Source organism: Microvirga sp. VF16, assembly GCF_016864375.1.
Lineage (GTDB): Bacteria > Pseudomonadota > Alphaproteobacteria > Rhizobiales > Beijerinckiaceae > Microvirga.
Window position 1 is genome coordinate 517,677 of sequence record NZ_CP069354.1, and the last position, 16,726, is coordinate 534,402.

The window sequence follows — 16,726 nt, forward strand, 5'->3', positions numbered from 1 at the left end:
GTATTCTTTGCTGGATTGATGACGATGAACACTGCCCCCCGGGTCCGGGTCCTTTTCGACGAAGACACCATTGCCAAGCGCAACGAGGCGCTGGCCCAGGAGATCGCGGCCGCCAAGCCCGAGAACCTGCTCGTCGTCGCAGTGCTCAAGGGCAGCTTCATGTTTGCGGCGGACCTGATCCGCGCCCTGCATCGGACCGGTCTGGCGCCGCAGGTCGAGTTCGTGCACCTGTCGAGCTATCTCGACGGTACCGTTTCCACCGGCAATGTGACGATCCTGCGCGACGTGGAAAGCGATGTGCGCGGACGCGACGTGCTGCTCGTGGACGATATCCTCGAGTCGGGCCGCACGGTCACTTTCGCCAAGGACCTCCTGATGGCCCGCGGCGCCAAGAGCGTGAAGACCGCCGTGCTGCTCGAAAAGCCCGGCAAGCGCGCCGTGCAGATCCACCCGGATTACGTAGGCTTCACCTGCCCCGACGTGTTCGTCATCGGCTACGGCATGGACGTGGCCCATTCCTACCGCCAGCTGCCTTATGTCGGCGTGCTCGATCACCACGACGACAGCCCGGACCTGTTCGACAAGCCGGGACAATAGCTTTTTCAGGCGAAGTGAATGCCGGTTCGCCGTTAAGAGAATGCGTCAGCCAAAGCTTCAGCCGTTGAGTTGCCAGATCGTGCCATTGAGCAGGGTCGCATAAGCGACCCAGGCGAGATTGGGCACGAGCAGCAGGCCGGCGGCGCGGTCGAGCCGCCAGAAGGAGCGGATCGTGGCGAGGATCGCCACGATCAGGGCGGCGATGATCACGAGCCCCGCGAGCGGGCTCTTGCCGCCGAAGAAGGCGAAGGACCACATTCCGTTCAAGATCAGCTGCACGAAGAAGGCGACGATCGCCGTCGAGCGTCCGAGTCGGTTCTCGGGCAGGCTCAGGATGCGCCAGAGCGCATAGGCCATCATGGCATAGAGCAGCGTCCAGGCGACCGGAAAGGCCCAGTTCGGCGGGGTGAAGCCGGGTTTGAGCAGATTCGCGTACCAGGTCGGGATGTTCGGCTGCGTGATGAGGCTTGCCGACACGGCCACCGCGACCACCGGCAATACGGCCACCAGGAAGCGTGGCAGCGGCGGCATTGCATGGCTGCCCGGCGCAGTTTGGTCTGTATGCATGCTCGAAATCCCTTTATGAGGGGCGCATCGTTGTCCCTGTGACGCAACCTGTCACGCTTGCGGAGGTTCCCTCATGTCGTCATCGCGTTCCCCATGGTCGAAGCGTAGCCTGACCGCTCAGGCCATGGGCCATGTGGATCCGATCACGAAAGCGATCGTGCCGCCGATCCATGTGACGACCACCTATATCCGCGACGAGGACAACGCCTATTCCTCCGGCTTCGTCTATGGCCGGCCTGACAACGCCACCATCCGTGAGGCGGAAGAAGTGCTGGCCATGCTGGAGGAGGCTGAGGCCGGCGCGCTTTTGTTCTCGTCCGGCATGGCGGCGGCGACGGCCGTGTTCCAGGCGCTCAACCCCGGCGATCATATCGTCGCTTCCAAGGTCATGTATTGGGCCCTGCGCAGCTGGCTCATGACGGAAGCCGTGCGCTGGGGCCTCAAGGTCGATTTCGTCGAGACGGACAATCTCGAGGCCCTCAAGGCCACCGTGAAGCCCGGCGAGACCAAGCTGGTCTGGGTCGAGACGCCGTCGAACCCGCTCTGGACCATCACCGATATCGCTGCCGCCGCCGAGATCGCGCATGCGGCCGGCGCCCGCCTCGCAGTCGATTCCACCACCGCCTCGCCGATCCACACAAGGCCGCTGACGCTCGGCGCCGATATCGTCATGCATGCGGCGACCAAGGTGCTCAACGGCCATTCCGACGTAGTGGCAGGCGCACTTGCCGGTGCGAAGGCCGACGCGTTCTGGGCGCGGGTCGTCTCGATCCGCAAGATGCAGGGCGCGATCCTCGGCCCGTTCGAGGCCTATCTTTTGATGCGCGGCATGCGCACGCTCCATGTCCGCACCGCCGCACAGGCGAAAAGTGCGCTCGATCTCGCGCAGCGATTCTCGGCGCATCCCAAGGTGGCCCGCGTGCTCTATCCCGGCCTGCCGCAGCATCCTGGCCATGATATTGCTGCTCGGCAGATGGAGAACGGCTTCGGCTACATGCTCTCGATCCAGGTCTCGGAAGGCGAGGCCGCCGCGATCCGCACGGCGGCGCGCGTGGGCCTGTGGAAGCGCGCGACCTCGCTCGGCGGCGTCGAGAGCCTGATCGAGCACCGCGCCTCCATCGAAGGACCGGGCACCCCGTGTCCGCCAGACCTCCTGCGCCTCTCCACCGGCATCGAGGACGTGGAGGATCTTTATCGGGATCTCGACGAGGCGCTGAGGGGCTGACGCTTCAGTGTCATTCCCGGCCGGAGCGGAGGGGAAGGGAATCCATAGCGTCGAGCCTGTGTGTGGATCCCCCTCCCTCGCTACGCTCGCCTGGGATGACATCCTCTTACGTCATGCCCGCACTTGGTTTACGGGCACCCACGTCTTTGCGCTGGTTGAAGACGTGGATGGCCGGGACGAGCCCGGCCATGACGGTCGAAGGGGGACAGTGGATAGTGGGCGCCCCTTAGCCAGCTATATTGATCTTGTCACAAAACCTGTGCTTCTCTCCGCTACAGGCGAACCCTGTTTCGCAAAAAACAAGCCGAGGGAAGACCATGACTCACTCCATCACCCGCCGCCGCGTCCTGCAGACCGGCGTGGCCGCTGCCGCTATTTCCGGAATCCCCCAATTCGCCTGGGCGGCCGGTCCTGTCGTAAAGCTCCGCATCCTGGAGACGACCGACCTTCACGTGAACATCTTCCCTTACGACTATTATCGCGATGCGGCCGATGACACGGTGGGTCTCGCGCGCACCGCGACCCTCGTGAAGGGCGCGCGGGCGGAGGCCAAGAACAGCCTGCTCTTCGACAACGGCGACCTGATCCAGGGCTCGCCGCTCGGCGATTTCGTCGCCTATCGCCGCGGCATGAAGGCGGGTGACGTGCATCCCATGGTCGCCGCCATGAACGAGCTCAACTACGATTGCGGCACGCTCGGCAATCACGAGTTCAACTACGGCCTCGAGTTCCTGCAGAACGCACTCGGCACCGCGAAATTCCCGCTGGTTTGCGCCAACGTCATCAAGGCAAACGGCGAGACCCTGCAGAAGCCGTGGCTCGTGCTCGACCGCGAATTCACCGATGAGGCCGGCGCAAAGCAGAAGATCAAGATCGGTGTGATCGGCTTCGTGCCGCCGCAGATCGTGCAGTGGGACAAGTCGCATCTCGACGGCAAGGCCACCACCATCGATATCGTCGATGCGGCGAACAAGCATGTGCCGGATCTCAAGAAGGCCGGAGCCGACATCGTCGTCGCGCTCTGCCATTCCGGCATCGCCGGTGGCGAGCGAAAGGGGGGCGAGGAGAATGCGGCGCTGCATCTCGCCAAGGTCGATGGCATCGACGTCATCCTCACCGGTCACCAGCACTTCACGTTCCCGGGTGGCAAGGAATTCAACAACATCCCCGGCGTTGACGTGAAGGCCGGCACGCTGCATGGCAAGCCCGCCGTCATGGCCGGCTTCTGGGGCAGCCATCTCGGCCTCATCGATCTGGAACTGATCAAGGAAGGCAATGTCTGGAAGGTCGCGAATTTCCGCACTGAGGCGCGCCCGATCTACGATCGCGTCGACCGTAAAGTTGTCGCGAAGGTGGATTCCGATGCAGCCGTAATGGCAGCCGCGCAGGCGGGTCACGACGCGACGCTGAAATACGTGCGCGAGCCCGTCGGCACCACGGCCGTTCCGATCCACTCCTATTACTCACTCGTGGCCGACGATGCTTCCGTGAAGCTCGTTGCCGAGGCGCAGGCCTGGTACGTGGCCGATCAGCTGAAAGCCTCCGCCTTCAAGGATCTGCCGATTCTCTCAGCAGCTGCGCCCTTCAAGGCCGGCGGACGCGGTGGCCCGAACTACTTCACCGAGATCAAGCCGGGCCCGCTCGCCATCAAGGACATGGCGGACATCTACATCTATCCGAATACGATCCGCGTGGTGAAGATCACCGGTGCGCAGGTGCGCGAATGGCTCGAGCGTTCGGCCGGCGTCTACAACCAGATCGATGTGGCCAAGGGCGGCGAGCAGGAACTCATCAATCAAAAATTCCCGGCCTACAATTTCGACGTCATCGCGGGCGTGCAGTACAAGATCGATCCGACGCAAGCCTCGCGCTACGATGACAACGGTAAGGTCGTGAATGCCGATGCGCATCGCATCAAGGACCTGACCTATAACGGAAAGCCGGTGACGGACGATCAGCAGTTCATCGTCGTGACCAACAATTACCGCGCAGGCGGCGGCGGCAACTTCCCTGGCGCGGACGGCACCACCATCGTGTTCGAGGCGCCGGATCTCACCCGCGATGCGATCATGCGCTACATCATCGAAAAGAAGGAAGTGGCGCCGAAGGCGGACGGCTCCTGGTCGCTCGCCGCGCCTGCCGGCGTCACCATGACCTTCACCACCGGCCCGAATGCCGCCAATTATCAACCGGCCGGCATCAAGGTCGAAAAGATGGGCGATGCGCCGGAAGGCTTCGTGAAGTATCGCATCGTGAGCTGATCGCTCTTCTCATCGAGATACGAGGCGGCCGGGCATATGCCCGGCCGTTTTCGTTTGTGCAGATGATGGGCGGAAAAGCAGCACACCTGTGTGATTGCACGCTGCGTCACTTTGACTACTGATGGCGAAACAGGCAGCCCATTTCGCCATGTGACTGATGTCGCGGCCGAAATTGGCTGCATCTCTTATGCTTCTTCTGACGACAAACTCGCCACTCTCAAAGATTGAACCAAAGTTAACGACGCGTTAACCAGAGACACTTCGAATGATGGAATCGTTGTGTTTTCGATCCTCATTTTATTCTGGTTATTTTGATGATTTCGCTTCTTCGCAGATTGGGATTTTGTCTGCTCGCATGGGTGGTGATGTCGACGATTGCCATCGCCAATGAGGACGAGATCTGGAGCGCGAACATCACCCCCGCGTGGCTGAACGATCATGTGGTGGCAAAGCGCGCGGTCCGCCCGCGCCATTCGCCGCGCTTGAACCGCACGCAGGTCTGGGCGAATGGCATCGCCCGCTCCGATATGCATGCGTTCCTGCCGACGGATTTCGATCGCGCCATCGGGGCCAAGATGCAGCCCTTTCAGGACTACAATTTCCTGGTCGGAACGGAACTGATCCGTGGTGGCAGCGAGTCGAGTCTTCTGTCGTCGAAAGCGAGCTGGGAGGCTTATCTGAAACGGGATTGGCAGGGCCTCGGCGTCATGATCGGTCTCTCGACGGCGGGCTTCGTCGACAGCGTTCAGAATGGCTATTCGCAATCCTTCATCGGCACCATGGACATCCCGCTCGACCTCTCTCTGCAGACATGGAGCACGGAGTTGCGTCTCTCTCCCAGCGTGAATTTGGATGCGACGAACGGAGACATCAGCACCGGTCTCTTGTCGGAGATCGTCGGCCAGACCCGGCTGACCTCACCCGCGGACCGGTTCCGGTCCGATCTCAATGTCAGGCTGGGCTATGGCCTTGCTCCCAACACCCAGCCTGTCGCTTCCGCGAAACTCGAATTGCGGATCGCGCCCAATCTCTGACGCGGAGTGAGCTTCCGCTCCTTGCTCGCTCGTTCTGCTGCGTCACGAAACTGAGATATTCCGGCGTTATCCGCGCCGCATGACGAACCAATTTAGCAAAGATATTTTCGGGGAGCGCTTGGATACGGATGATTGTGCTCTTCACTGCCCGGGCTGGTTTCACCTCTTCCTGGTGGGCCTGGGTCTCGTTAGCCTCATTGGATATGGATTTTTAGGTTAAGGGCCGAGATCCACGCTCAGGGCAGCGTAATCAGGTCGCTCATGCTTTCAGGCTTCGGTTCCTTGCCGAGGCGCTTGCGCTTGGCGAGGATGATGGTGCCGTTGAGTTCTCCACCGAAGAGAAAGATGGCACCGAGCGTGTAGAGGAAGATCAGCGCCACCATGGCGGTGGCCAGTCCTCCATAGGTCGAGGCATAGGCGCCGGGATAGAATTCGAGATACCAGCTGAAGGCGAAGCCGCCCAAAAGCCACAGGGCCAGCGTCACGCCCACTCCCGGCAGCACGGCGCGGAAGCTTCGTCGTCCGGCCGGCACGAGCTTATGGGAGAGCAGCAGGCCCGCAACGATGACAAGGGTCGCCACGCCGATGCGCAGAAACGCGATCAGCCCATCGAAGGGCTGCAATGCCGGCACCCAGGAGAGCACGAAGCGCCAGATGAAAGGGCCGAGCACCACGAGAAAGGCAAGAGCGATCAGCATGAAGGCGCCGGCAATCACGAAGGCGATGGATTCGAGCCGCGTCAGCCACCAGGCCCGTGTTTCGCGCACGCCATAGGCGCGGTTGAGGCCCACCCGGAGACTCTCCACGCCGCTCGATGCGAAATAGAGTGCGAGCACGAGACCCAGGGTGAGCACATCGCTGCGCCGTCCCGTGAGGATGGTGTGCACCTCGCGGGCAATCGGCCCGGCGACCTCCTGCGGCCAGGCCTCCAGAATGATGTCCGCCACCTCGTCCGCGAGCGATCCGGTTCCGAACAGGCTCGCCATGGCGGTGACCAGGATCAGGAATGGGAACAGCGAGGTCAGGACCGAGAGGGCGATGTGACTCGCGATCGCCCAGGCGTCGTGCAGCACGAAGCGGGTGGAGGCGATGGCAAGGAGTTCAAACGAGAGGCGAAGGCGGTTCAAAAGACGGGTCTCCAGGCTGCTGGAGATGGTGCGCCAAGAGCCAAGGGCAAGGAATACACGCTTACGCGTCCGGCGCGACCAGAGCCCTCCTCCCCCTTGTGGGGAGGAGTTGGAAGTGGGGGTGTGAGCGATAGCCTATGAAGGCCTGGCGCCGACACCCCCGCCCTGGCCCTCCCCACAAGGGGGAGGGAAATAGCGCCTGCATCTCATAGCCTGATCAACCAGACTTGAAGGTCGACGTTTGGATGAGGCTTCGCACATCGACAAAGATTGGGCCTAGAGCCTACAAGGCATCCAGATTTTCAGGTCGCGATTCCCGTTCCCGCCATGAACCCCAATGTCCTCGCCCGCCTTGCGCCGCCGCTCTTCGTGCTCATCTGGGCGACGGGGTTCATCGTAGCCCGGTTCGTGGCGCCCTATGCCGAGCCGCTGACCTTCCTGTTCGTCCGCTATGTGCTGGCAACGCTCGTCCTCGCCGTGATCGTTGCCGTCGCGCGGGTATCCTGGCCGCGCCACTGGCACGATTGGCGCAACAGCCTGATCGCCGGCATTCTCCTGCACGGACTCTATCTCGGCGGCGTCTTCTGGTCAGTGAAGCACGGATTGCCGGCCGGAATCTCCGCCCTGGTCGCCGGGCTTCAGCCGCTCGCGACCGGACTTCTCGCCGGGCCTCTCCTGGGCGAGCGGGTCTCGCGCGGGCGCTGGATCGGGATCGGCATCGGCTTTTTGGGCGCAGCGCTCGTGGTGGCGCCGAAACTGGGGGCGGGCGGCGTGCCGCCCCTGGCGCTTGCCATCTGCGTGCTGGGGATGCTCTCCATCACCCTCGGCACGATCTGGCAGAAGCGCACCGGCAGCAATCTCGACCTGCGGGTCAATGCGGCCATCCAGTATAGCGGCGCGGGTGCCGTCACCCTGCCGCTGGTGCTCCTGACCGAGGAAGGACACATGGAGCTGACCCTGCCGCTCCTCGGCGCCATGGCCTGGGCAGTGCTCGGGCTGTCCATCGGCGCCATCGGCCTGCTGCTTTTCCTGATCCGGCAGGGAGCGGTCGTGGGCGTGGCGACGCTGCTTTATCTCGTGCCGCCGGTTGCCGCCCTGATGGCCTTCGCGCTCTTCGGCGAGACCCTGAGCCCGATCCAACTCGCCGGCATGGCGCTCGCGGCTCTCGGCGTCGCGGTGGCGAGCCGCAGCTGAAACGTAAAAAAGCCCCCGAGCGGATGCTCCGGGGCTTCGTCGGCAATCGAATTTATTTTGCGAACTTATTTGGTGATCTTCACGGACACCGGATCGCTGGCGGGGAAGGTCTCTTCCACGCCCTCGTCGAGCAGCTCGTCCTCGTGCTTCTTCTTGTTCTCGGACGACTTGTCGTCCTTGCGCTCGTGCTTGTCCTTCGAGGCGTCCGGCTTGCGGTTCTTGTCCATCGTGATGTCTCCGTTCGGATGGGAACTTCCTTTGAGAAGATAACGCATCAGGCCAAGCTTCGATCCGCTTCAAAAGAGAATGGCGCCTTTCGGCGCCATTTTTAGGAAGCCTTAGCGGGGTTGGCCCTGCTGCTGGTTGACGAAATAGTCGAAGGGCAATTCGGCGATGCGGAACCAGGTCAGTTCCTTCTCGCGGAAGGCGTTCCAGGAATCGTAGATCTTCTTGAACTTGGCGTTGGAAGCCGCGAGCTCGCCGTAGAGCTTGTAGGCTTCCTTGTAGCTCTGCTCCATCACGTCGCGCGGGAAAGGACGCAGCTGCACGCCCTGGCTCGCGAGGCGGCGGATCGCATCGGCGTTCTGGGCATCGTATTTGGCGACGCACATGGCATTGGCTTCGGCGCAGGCCGCTTCGAGGATGGCCTTGTAATTTGCCGGAAGCTCGTTCCACTTGTTCATGTTCACGTAGAGCGAGGGCTGCGCACCGCCTTCCCAGAAGCCCGGGTAGTAGTAGTACTGAGCGACCTTCACGAAGCCGAGCTTCTCGTCGTCGTGGGGACCAGAGAATTCGACCGCGTCGAGGGTGCCGCGCTCGAGCGCCGGATAGATGTCGCCTGCGGCGAGCACCTGGGGCACCACGCCGAGCTTGGCCATGATCTGGCCGCCCATGCCGGCGATGCGCATCTTGAGGCCTTTCAGATCCTCGATGGATTTGATCTCCTTGCGGAACCAGCCGCCCATCTGCGCGCCGGTCTGGCCGGCCGGGATCGGATAGATGTTGTATTCCTTCATGAACTCGCGCACGAGGTCGAGGCCGCCGCCGTAATACATCCAGGCATTGTGCTGGCGCACGTTCATGCCCCATGGCACCGAGGTCTCGAACATGAAGGTCGGGTCCTTGCCGATGAAGAAGCTCGACAGGGTATAGGCGCACTCGACCGTACCGTTCTGCGCGGCATCCAGGCTCTGGAGCGCGCCGACGATCTCGCCCGCCGCGAAGGGCTGGATCTGGAACTTGTTGTCGGTAGCAGCAGCCACGCGCTTAGCGATCATCTCGCCCGCGCCGAAAAGGGTATCAAGGCTCTTCGGATAGGCCGAAGTCATGCGCCAGCGGATTTCCGGCTGCGCCTGCGCGATGGCGGGGGAGGCGACGGCACCTGCTGCAGCTGCCAGGCCCGCGCCTTTGAGAACTTTTCTTCTATCCATGAGCATTTCCTCGACCGATTTATGTCGTCACTGCCGGTTCGGCTGAACATTCCATAAAGCGGGAGACCTGCCGCGTCACTCCGCCTTCCGTTGATGCAGATATGCAGTAAGAGAGGACAAGCTATGCAGTGGGGTCATATTCGTGTCATTCCTGACGAAGCACAGCGGAGATCCGGGATCGTCGGCAGAATGTCGCGCTTGAACCTCAACACTGTCATCCCTGTATAGGCGGGAATCCATAAACACCGTCTTGGCAGGATGAAAAACCGTCAGCGGTCATGGATTCCGGGTTCCGCTGCGCGGCCCCGGGATGACAGTGCTTTCCTTGTCCTGCGATCCCGGATCATCGCTGCGCGCCGTCCGGGATGACGCCTTGAACAGAACAGGCTTACCGCTCCTCCTCGCCGCCCTTGGCCACATGGCGCTCGTGCTGCCCGCCGCCGGCACGGGCGGAGCGCTTCGGCGGTTTCTCGTCGCCGGTGGAGGACATCGAGCGTCCGCCGGACTGGCTGGCGGTGGGATGGCCACGCACTAGGGTGCCTTTGGGCACATCCACCGCATTGCCGGGCGCCGGCACTCGGGCGCGGGAGGTGGCACCGCCGCTCATGCCGGTGGGACCCACCTTGCCTCGGGTCTGTGCGGCGCGGGGAGCCGGGCTCTTGGTCGCGGTCGTGTTCACACTCTCGGCGATGTCCTTGTTGGAAAGTTCGAAACCGGCATCATTCGCGCCTTTCTCCGGTGGCACCTCCTTGAACGAGCGCAGGCCTGCCTTCGAGCCGCTCGTCACGCGGTTGTCGTCCACATGGTCGATGTCGAGATCGGGATCGAGTTTCTTCGAGGCGCCCATCGAACCGGTGGCTTTTGCCGCAGCACGCTTGGCGTTGCCGACATCGTTGCGCTGGGTCGGGCCTGCGATGAAATCGTCGCCGCCTTCCTGCTGAGCCAGCTCGTTCATGACCTCATCCACATCCGGCTCGGTGGGCTGTCCGCGCTTGTCTCGCGCCATGGGCTATTCCTCTTCGTGATTGGGCAGGCTTCGCGCAGCCTGCGAGTCCAGGAGGCAACGTCCTGTCGAGGACGGGTGTTCCGACCCCGCATAAGTGAAAAAGCGGGGCCGGTTTTTCTCAATTGGCAAGCTCTTTCTGGATGTCCTGCAGCAGCGCCAGATGCTCCGTGATCTGCCCGCGTGCGAGCTTGGCGATGTTCGTCATCTCGCGATTGCCGGACGCCTGCTGGAGATGGTTTTCCTGAAGCTTCAGCAACTTCTGATGCCCCTCGATCTGCAAGGCGACGTAGTCCTTGTCGAAGGCCGCTCCGGGCTGTGCTTTCGACAGGCGCTCCATGGCCTGCGCATCGCTCGGTGGCAGCTCGGGCGCGGTCGAGGCGGCAGCTTGAGCGCCTCGCGTGGTCGACGCTGTCGCAGAAGGATCGGCGAAGGACTGCATGATCTCGGTGAGAAGATTCTGTTCCCCGATCTCGAATTCCGCGAATCGCTTCACACGTGGATTCTGAGCCTTGCCGTGAGCGAAGTTCGATTGCTGTAGCGAAATGGTGCTGAGCGCCAGCATCTGCTGAATGTATTGCTGGTCGGCCTGCGATTGCTGCTGGCCCATGGCGGCTGGCGCGCTCGCCTGGCCCTGGCGCAAGGGCGTCTGCGTATCCTGAGGCGCGCCGCCCTGCTGTGTGCGCTGCTGGCGCTCCTGTACATTCTGCCCCAGGGCCGGATTGGGCTGCGTCTCGGCAGGCTGCGGCGTGGCGGGATAGGGAATGGCCCGGTTCTGCTGCTGGGCGAGGGCGGGCAGGCCGATGGCGGCGATGAGGCCGGCAATCACGAGCGAGCGTGACATCAAGAATTCTCCTGCAAACGAGTTGTGAGGGCGAACGTTTGCAGAAAGTTTTTGTTCGCGAGGCGCCTGTTTCCACCTTTATCTTTAATATCTTTAAGAGGTCGAACTTCAGGCAAGCGTGTCCGTTGTAAGACAGATCGATTGTGGGGATGAGATGAAGGATCGGGCAACACGAATTGTCATGGTGATCGTCGCGGTATTGCTCGCGCTCCTCGTGTTTCAGCCCTATGTGAACACCTATCTCTTCTCGGCGCGGGAACCGCGACCGGTCGCGGCGCGTGGAGACCTTTCGGATTACGAGAAGTCGACAATCAATGTCTTCGAGGCTGTCGCGCCTTCCGTCGTTCAGGTGGTCGGATTGTCGGGCCGCGGGCCTGCGGGTGGCGACCCATCCGGTTCGGGCACAGGCTTCGTCTGGGACGCAGCGGGCCATGTGGTGACGAACGATCACGTGGTGGCCAATGGCTCCTCGTTCGTAGTGCGCTTGGCATCGGGCGAGGTGCTGCCGGCCGAGGTCGTGGGCCAGGCGCCGAACTATGATCTTGCCGTGCTGCGCGTCGAGCGCCAGGGCGGATTGCCGCCACCGGTTCCGGTGGGAAGCTCGGCCGATCTCAAAGTGGGCCAGACGGCCTATGCCATCGGCAATCCGTTCGGTCTCGACCAGTCGCTTACCACCGGCATCATCAGCGCGCTCAAGCGCCGCCTGCCCACCAGCGGCGGGCGTGAAGTCGCGGATGTGATTCAGACCGATGCGGCGATCAATCCGGGCAATTCCGGGGGTCCGCTGCTCGATTCCGCCGGGAGGCTCATCGGCGTCAACACGGCGATCTTCTCACCCTCCGGCACCAATGCAGGCATCGGCTTTGCCATTCCCGTCGACGTGGTCAATCGGGTGGTGCCTGAACTGATCCGCAGCGGCCGCGTGCCGACACCGGGGATCGGGATTCTCGCGGGCGACGAAACGCTCGCGGCGCAGCTTGGCGTGAACGGAGTGATCGTGGCGGATGTCGTGCCGGGCTCGCCGGCGGACCGGGCCGGCCTGCGCGGTGTCGATGCGCGGGCGGGCGTAATCGGCGACATCATCGTTGCGGTGGAGGATGCGCCGGTCAAGCAATTGTCGGATTTGACGGACAGGCTTGAGCGCAGCGGCGTCGGCCAGACCGTGTCTATTACCATTCTCCGGAACGACCGCCGCGAAACGGTCGATGTGGCCGTCGTCGATGTGGGAGAACAGACGTCGCGCATGCGCAGACCATAAAGAGAACATAACTTTGCAGGCTCTGATTTGTTTCCTCAGGGCCGAAACTTTCGTTCAGTCCCATCGTTAGTCATCGAACCTTCACCAACGGAGGAGCGAATGAAACCTGATAGCACCGAACCCAATATCCTGGTGCAAAGCTCAGCAGTCGATCTGGGCGAAATGTTTCCCGAATATGCGAAAACCAATATCCGTCAGGTCGCCGGAAAATATTTCGGCCACTTGAGTGCGGCGTCCGTGCACGTCACACGGGAGGGCATTACCTATCGCTGTACGGTCAATATGCAGATGGGCGCGCTCAAGATGATGACCGGGGAGGCCAAGGACAAGGATGTCTATACGGCTTTCCGTGCCGCCCTGCAGAAGACCGCCAAGCAGCTTCGCCGTTCGAAGCGCGAACTGCGCGAGGACAAGGCCGAGCGCGTCGACAAGGACATGCTCCTGCGTGAAGGCATGGCGCCGAGCCGCAGGGAGCGGAGTGAGGAAAGCACCATCCCGGTGGCCAATGACGAGGGCGATTACCGCGCCGCCGCTGAATAATCCGACAAGTTAACGCGTCACTGTCATCCCGGGCGGCCGCAGGCCGGGAAGGGGATCCACTCATGTGCTCGAAGCCGATGGATTCCCTTCCCCTCCGCTCCGGCCGGGAATGACATCGGTGGATAAGTTGAAAACAAAAATGGCCGGGCTTTAGGCCCGGCCATTGTCTTACTCGTTACCGACACGCAGCTCAGTTCAGCCGCGCGCCTTCCGGCCTCCGCTCGGCGCCGCTGACCGTCACGTCGCCGATCATCAGGCCCATGGGGCCTGCATGCACCGGTACGGTCTCGCCGTCCTTGATCACGCCGGAGAGGATGAGCTCCGCCAGCGGATCCTGCACGTTCTTCTGAATCACGCGCTTCAAGGGGCGCGCTCCGTAAGCCGCATCGTAGCCCTTGTCGGCGAGCCAGTTGCGTGCCTCCTCGTCGAGCTGCAGCACGATCTTGCGATCCTCCAAGAGCTTCTGCAGGCGGCGCATCTGGATGTCCACGATGGCGCCCATTTCCGAACGCTTCAGCCGGTGGAACAGGATGATCTCGTCCACGCGGTTGAGGAACTCGGGCCGGAAATGCGTGCGCACCACGTCCATGACTTCCTCGCGCACCGCATCCGTGTCCTGGCCCTCGGGCTGGTTCACCAGATATTCGGCACCGAGATTCGAGGTCATGATGATGAGCGTATTGCGGAAGTCCACGGTGCGTCCTTGCCCGTCCGTGAGGCGTCCGTCGTCGAGCACCTGCAGCAGCACGTTGAACACGTCCGGATGCGCCTTCTCGATCTCGTCGAACAGCACCACCTGATAGGGCCTGCGGCGGACGGCTTCGGTCAACGCGCCGCCCTCCTCGTAGCCTACATAGCCGGGAGGCGCGCCGATGAGCCGGGCGACCGAGTGCTTCTCCATGTATTCCGACATGTCGAGGCGGATCAGCGCCGTCTCGTCGTCGAACAGGAACGCGGCCAGCGCCTTCGTCAGCTCCGTCTTGCCGACGCCTGTGGGGCCGAGGAACATGAACGAGCCAATGGGCCGGTTCGGATCCTGCAGGCCGGCGCGCGCACGGCGCACGGCGGTTGAGACCGCCGAGACGGCCTCGGCCTGTCCGACGACGCGCTTAGCCAAATCCTGCTCCATGTGCAGCAGTTTCTCGCGCTCGCCTTCGAGCATCTTGTCGACCGGCACGCCGGTCCAGCGCGAGACGACGCCAGCCACGTGGTCGGGCGTCACCGCCTCTTCCATCAGGCCGCCGCCATCGGCTTTCGCCTCGACATCGGCGAGCTGCTTCTCGAGCCCCGGAATGACCCCGTAGGAAAGCTCACCGGCCTTCGCCCAATCGCCGTTGCGCTGCGCGGCGGCGAGCTGGTTGCGCGCCTCCTCAAGCTTCTTCTTGAGATCGGCCGCGGTGCCGAGCTTGTCTTTCTCCGCCTTCCAGCGCGCGGTGATCGCGTTCGACTGCTCTTCCAGATCCGCAAGCTCCTTCGAGAGGCGCTCGAGGCGATCCTTGGACGCCGAATCGGTCTCTTTCTTCAGGGCTTCCTGCTCGATCTTGAGGCGCACGATCTCGCGGTCGATGTTGTCGAGCTCTTCCGGCTTCGAATCGACCTGCATGCGCAGACGGGACGACGCCTCGTCGACGAGGTCGATGGCCTTGTCCGGCAGGAAGCGGTCGGTGATGTAGCGGTTCGAGAGCGTCGCCGCAGCCACGAGCGCGCTATCGGTGATGCGCACGCCGTGATGCTGCTCGTATTTCTCCTTCAGGCCGCGCAGGATCGACACGGTGTCTTCCACCGTGGGCTCGCTCACGAAGACCGGCTGGAAACGACGGGCGAGCGCCGCGTCCTTCTCCACGTGCTTACGGTACTCGTCGAGAGTCGTCGCGCCGACGCAGTGCAGCTCGCCGCGGGCAAGCGCAGGCTTCAAGAGGTTCGACGCATCCATCGCGCCATCGGCTTTTCCTGCGCCGACAAGCGTGTGCATCTCGTCGATGAACAGGATGATGCCGCCTTCGGCTGCGGTCACTTCCTGCAGCACGCTCTTCAAGCGCTCCTCGAACTCGCCGCGATACTTTGCACCCGCGATCAGTGCGCCCATGTCGAGGGCGAGAAGCTGCTTGTCCTTCAGGGATTCCGGCACGTCGCCGTTTACGATGCGCAGCGCCAGGCCTTCGACGATGGCGGTCTTGCCGACGCCGGGCTCTCCGATCAGCACCGGGTTGTTCTTGGTGCGACGCGACAGAACCTGGATCGTACGGCGGATCTCCTCGTCGCGGCCGATGACCGGATCGAGCTTGCCGTCGCGGGCAGCTTCCGTCAGATCGCGCGCATATTTTTTCAGCGCATCATAGGCGTTCTCCGCCGTAGCGTTGTCGGCGGTGCGGCCCTTGCGCAGGGCATTGATGGCTGTGTTGAGGCCCTGGGCGGTCACGCCGGCCTGGGCCAGAATCTTGCCGGCTTCCGTATCCTTCTCCACGGCAAGGGCCAGCAGCATCCGCTCGACGGTGACGAAGGAATCGCCCGCCTTTTCGGCGGCTTTCTCGGCGGTGTCGAAGAAGCGCATCAGCTCGCGCGTCGCCTGCGGCTGCGAGGCCGAACCGGACACCTTCGGCTGCTTGGCGAGCCATTGCTCGACGGCCGCATGCGCGTCGCGGGAGCGCCCGCCGGCCCGGTCGATCAGGCCCGCGCAGAGGCCTTCCGGATCGTCGAGCAGAACTTTCAGGACATGACCGGGAGCGAGCTGCGGGTGGCCTTCGCGCACGGCAAGGTTCTGCGCCGCCTGAACGAAGCCCCGGGCGCGCTCGGTATACTTTTCAAAATTCATTCTCATCCCTCCTCAGATCCGCCCGCCCTTCTGGAGGCACAGGCCGATCCTGCGATGTCGGACCTCCCTTTGGAGCATCCGCGAACCTTAGGTGGGTGCATTGATCCGGAACAACAAGGGGAGGAACCCGCTCGCGGCGCTGGCATTGACCCTGCAACCATTCAAGGAGGTTCCCATGATCCGCGATCCGCGCTCAGACGCCGAGAAAGCCCGCGCCGACCTTGCCCGCAATGCGGAGCTTGGCCTTGCGGTGCCCGAAAGCCCGGTCGAGGAAGGACCCTCTGTCACCCCGGAGACCTTTGGCGATACGACCGAAATGGCCCGGAAAGAAGCTCGGGACCAGGCCGCCGCCCAGCGTGCCGAGCCTCTTGAGACAGATGATGGGGATTCCACAGGCACCGGAACAATTCCGCCAAGCGGGCGCGTTCCCGTCTACCCCGATGAATTGGAAACCGAGCGGCCGGATGATGACGAAGACATCCTGTCGCGCGCAAAGGAGTGATGCACCATGGTTCTATCGAAGATGATGTCCCGCCTCAGCCCCAAGAAGCGCAAGGCCGAACAGGCCGACAAGGCGCGCGAGGAGTTGAAGGCCAATGCCGAAAAGGCCCTACGCATGAAGCAGGAGGCCGGACCCACCGCCCATATTCCGGAGCATAAGACTGCGAACGAGGGCATGCACCAGGATCCGCACCGGGTGGAGGTGGAACATTCTCGTCGCGAAGCCGGTTTCACGCCGCAGATGAAGCGGTCCAAGGTGGCCCGCTCGGGCGACGCTTCTTAAGCGTGGCGGTTACGCTTTTTTGGCGAAAGCCCCGCCGAATGGCGGGGCTT

General features: G+C 62.8%; 16 protein-coding genes. 9 read left to right on the forward strand and 7 right to left on the reverse strand.

The window, feature by feature from the left end; translation table 11 throughout:
• Nucleotides 1-24 precede the first annotated feature (24 nt).
• Nucleotides 25-597 carry a hypoxanthine phosphoribosyltransferase gene (gene hpt / locus JO965_RS02520; protein ID WP_203442150.1) on the forward strand — a complete coding sequence of 191 codons (573 nt, stop codon included), beginning with the start codon at nucleotides 25-27 and terminating at the stop codon, nucleotides 595-597.
• A 57-nt stretch (nucleotides 598-654) separates the two neighbouring features.
• Here hpt and JO965_RS02525 read toward each other — a convergent pair whose 3' ends face one another.
• A complete protein-coding gene (locus tag JO965_RS02525) occupies nucleotides 655-1,164 on the reverse strand; it encodes a TspO/MBR family protein (protein WP_203442151.1) in 510 nt (169 codons plus the stop codon).
• Between the two features lie 73 nt (nucleotides 1,165-1,237).
• Between JO965_RS02525 and JO965_RS02530 the strand changes: the two genes are divergently transcribed.
• From JO965_RS02530 to JO965_RS02540, 3 genes are all read left to right on the forward strand, one after another.
• On the forward strand, nucleotides 1,238-2,389 hold the full coding sequence (locus JO965_RS02530) for a PLP-dependent aspartate aminotransferase family protein (RefSeq protein ID WP_203442152.1): 1,152 nt from the start codon (nucleotides 1,238-1,240) through the stop codon (nucleotides 2,387-2,389).
• A 317-nt stretch (nucleotides 2,390-2,706) separates the two neighbouring features.
• On the forward strand, nucleotides 2,707-4,650 hold the full coding sequence (locus tag JO965_RS02535) for a bifunctional 2',3'-cyclic-nucleotide 2'-phosphodiesterase/3'-nucleotidase (protein WP_203442153.1): 1,944 nt from the start codon (nucleotides 2,707-2,709) through the stop codon (nucleotides 4,648-4,650).
• 365 nt (nucleotides 4,651-5,015) lie between these two features.
• The gene (locus tag JO965_RS02540) at nucleotides 5,016-5,684 is read left to right on the forward strand and encodes a hypothetical protein (protein ID WP_203442154.1); all 669 of its coding nucleotides are present in this window, start codon (nucleotides 5,016-5,018) and stop codon (nucleotides 5,682-5,684) included.
• A 236-nt stretch (nucleotides 5,685-5,920) separates the two neighbouring features.
• Here the strand turns inward: JO965_RS02540 and JO965_RS02545 are convergent, their stop codons facing one another.
• Nucleotides 5,921-6,811 carry a YihY/virulence factor BrkB family protein gene (locus JO965_RS02545; protein ID WP_203442155.1) on the reverse strand — a complete coding sequence of 297 codons (891 nt, stop codon included), beginning with the start codon at nucleotides 6,809-6,811 and terminating at the stop codon, nucleotides 5,921-5,923.
• Nucleotides 6,812-7,138: 327 nt separating this feature from the next.
• Between JO965_RS02545 and JO965_RS02550 the strand changes: the two genes are divergently transcribed.
• Nucleotides 7,139-8,005, forward strand: coding sequence for a DMT family transporter (locus tag JO965_RS02550; protein ID WP_203442156.1), 867 nt, complete (start codon nucleotides 7,139-7,141; stop codon nucleotides 8,003-8,005).
• Nucleotides 8,006-8,070: 65 nt separating this feature from the next.
• Here JO965_RS02550 and JO965_RS02555 read toward each other — a convergent pair whose 3' ends face one another.
• The 4 genes from JO965_RS02555 to JO965_RS02570 form a co-directional block, all read right to left on the reverse strand.
• Complete coding sequence (locus JO965_RS02555) at nucleotides 8,071-8,232, reverse strand: hypothetical protein (protein ID WP_203442157.1); 162 nt, start codon at nucleotides 8,230-8,232, stop codon at nucleotides 8,071-8,073.
• Between the two features lie 111 nt (nucleotides 8,233-8,343).
• Entirely contained in the window at nucleotides 8,344-9,435 is a 1,092-nt protein-coding gene (locus tag JO965_RS02560) for a TRAP transporter substrate-binding protein (protein ID WP_203442158.1), read from the reverse strand.
• A gap of 388 nt (nucleotides 9,436-9,823) precedes the next feature.
• A complete protein-coding gene (locus JO965_RS02565; protein WP_203442159.1) occupies nucleotides 9,824-10,441 on the reverse strand; it encodes a hypothetical protein in 618 nt (205 codons plus the stop codon).
• A gap of 118 nt (nucleotides 10,442-10,559) precedes the next feature.
• Entirely contained in the window at nucleotides 10,560-11,282 is a 723-nt protein-coding gene (locus tag JO965_RS02570) for a DUF4142 domain-containing protein (RefSeq protein ID WP_203442160.1), read from the reverse strand.
• 154 nt (nucleotides 11,283-11,436) lie between these two features.
• Here JO965_RS02570 and JO965_RS02575 point away from each other — a divergent pair, with 154 nt between their 5' ends.
• Together JO965_RS02575 and hpf are read left to right on the forward strand one after the other, a co-directional pair.
• Nucleotides 11,437-12,540: a S1C family serine protease gene (locus JO965_RS02575; RefSeq protein ID WP_203442161.1), complete on the forward strand. Its 1,104-nt coding sequence runs from the start codon at nucleotides 11,437-11,439 to the stop codon at nucleotides 12,538-12,540.
• 99 nt (nucleotides 12,541-12,639) lie between these two features.
• Nucleotides 12,640-13,080 carry a ribosome hibernation-promoting factor, HPF/YfiA family gene (hpf, locus tag JO965_RS02580; protein WP_203442162.1) on the forward strand — a complete coding sequence of 147 codons (441 nt, stop codon included), beginning with the start codon at nucleotides 12,640-12,642 and terminating at the stop codon, nucleotides 13,078-13,080.
• A 190-nt stretch (nucleotides 13,081-13,270) separates the two neighbouring features.
• Here the strand turns inward: hpf and clpB are convergent, their stop codons facing one another.
• Nucleotides 13,271-15,892: an ATP-dependent chaperone ClpB gene (clpB, locus tag JO965_RS02585; RefSeq protein ID WP_203442163.1), complete on the reverse strand. Its 2,622-nt coding sequence runs from the start codon at nucleotides 15,890-15,892 to the stop codon at nucleotides 13,271-13,273.
• A 175-nt stretch (nucleotides 15,893-16,067) separates the two neighbouring features.
• Between clpB and JO965_RS02590 the strand changes: the two genes are divergently transcribed.
• On the forward strand, nucleotides 16,068-16,394 hold the full coding sequence (locus JO965_RS02590) for a hypothetical protein (RefSeq protein ID WP_203442164.1): 327 nt from the start codon (nucleotides 16,068-16,070) through the stop codon (nucleotides 16,392-16,394).
• A 6-nt stretch (nucleotides 16,395-16,400) separates the two neighbouring features.
• Entirely contained in the window at nucleotides 16,401-16,676 is a 276-nt protein-coding gene (locus JO965_RS02595) for a hypothetical protein (RefSeq protein ID WP_203442165.1), read from the forward strand.
• The last annotated feature ends 50 nt before the right edge of the window (nucleotides 16,677-16,726 follow it).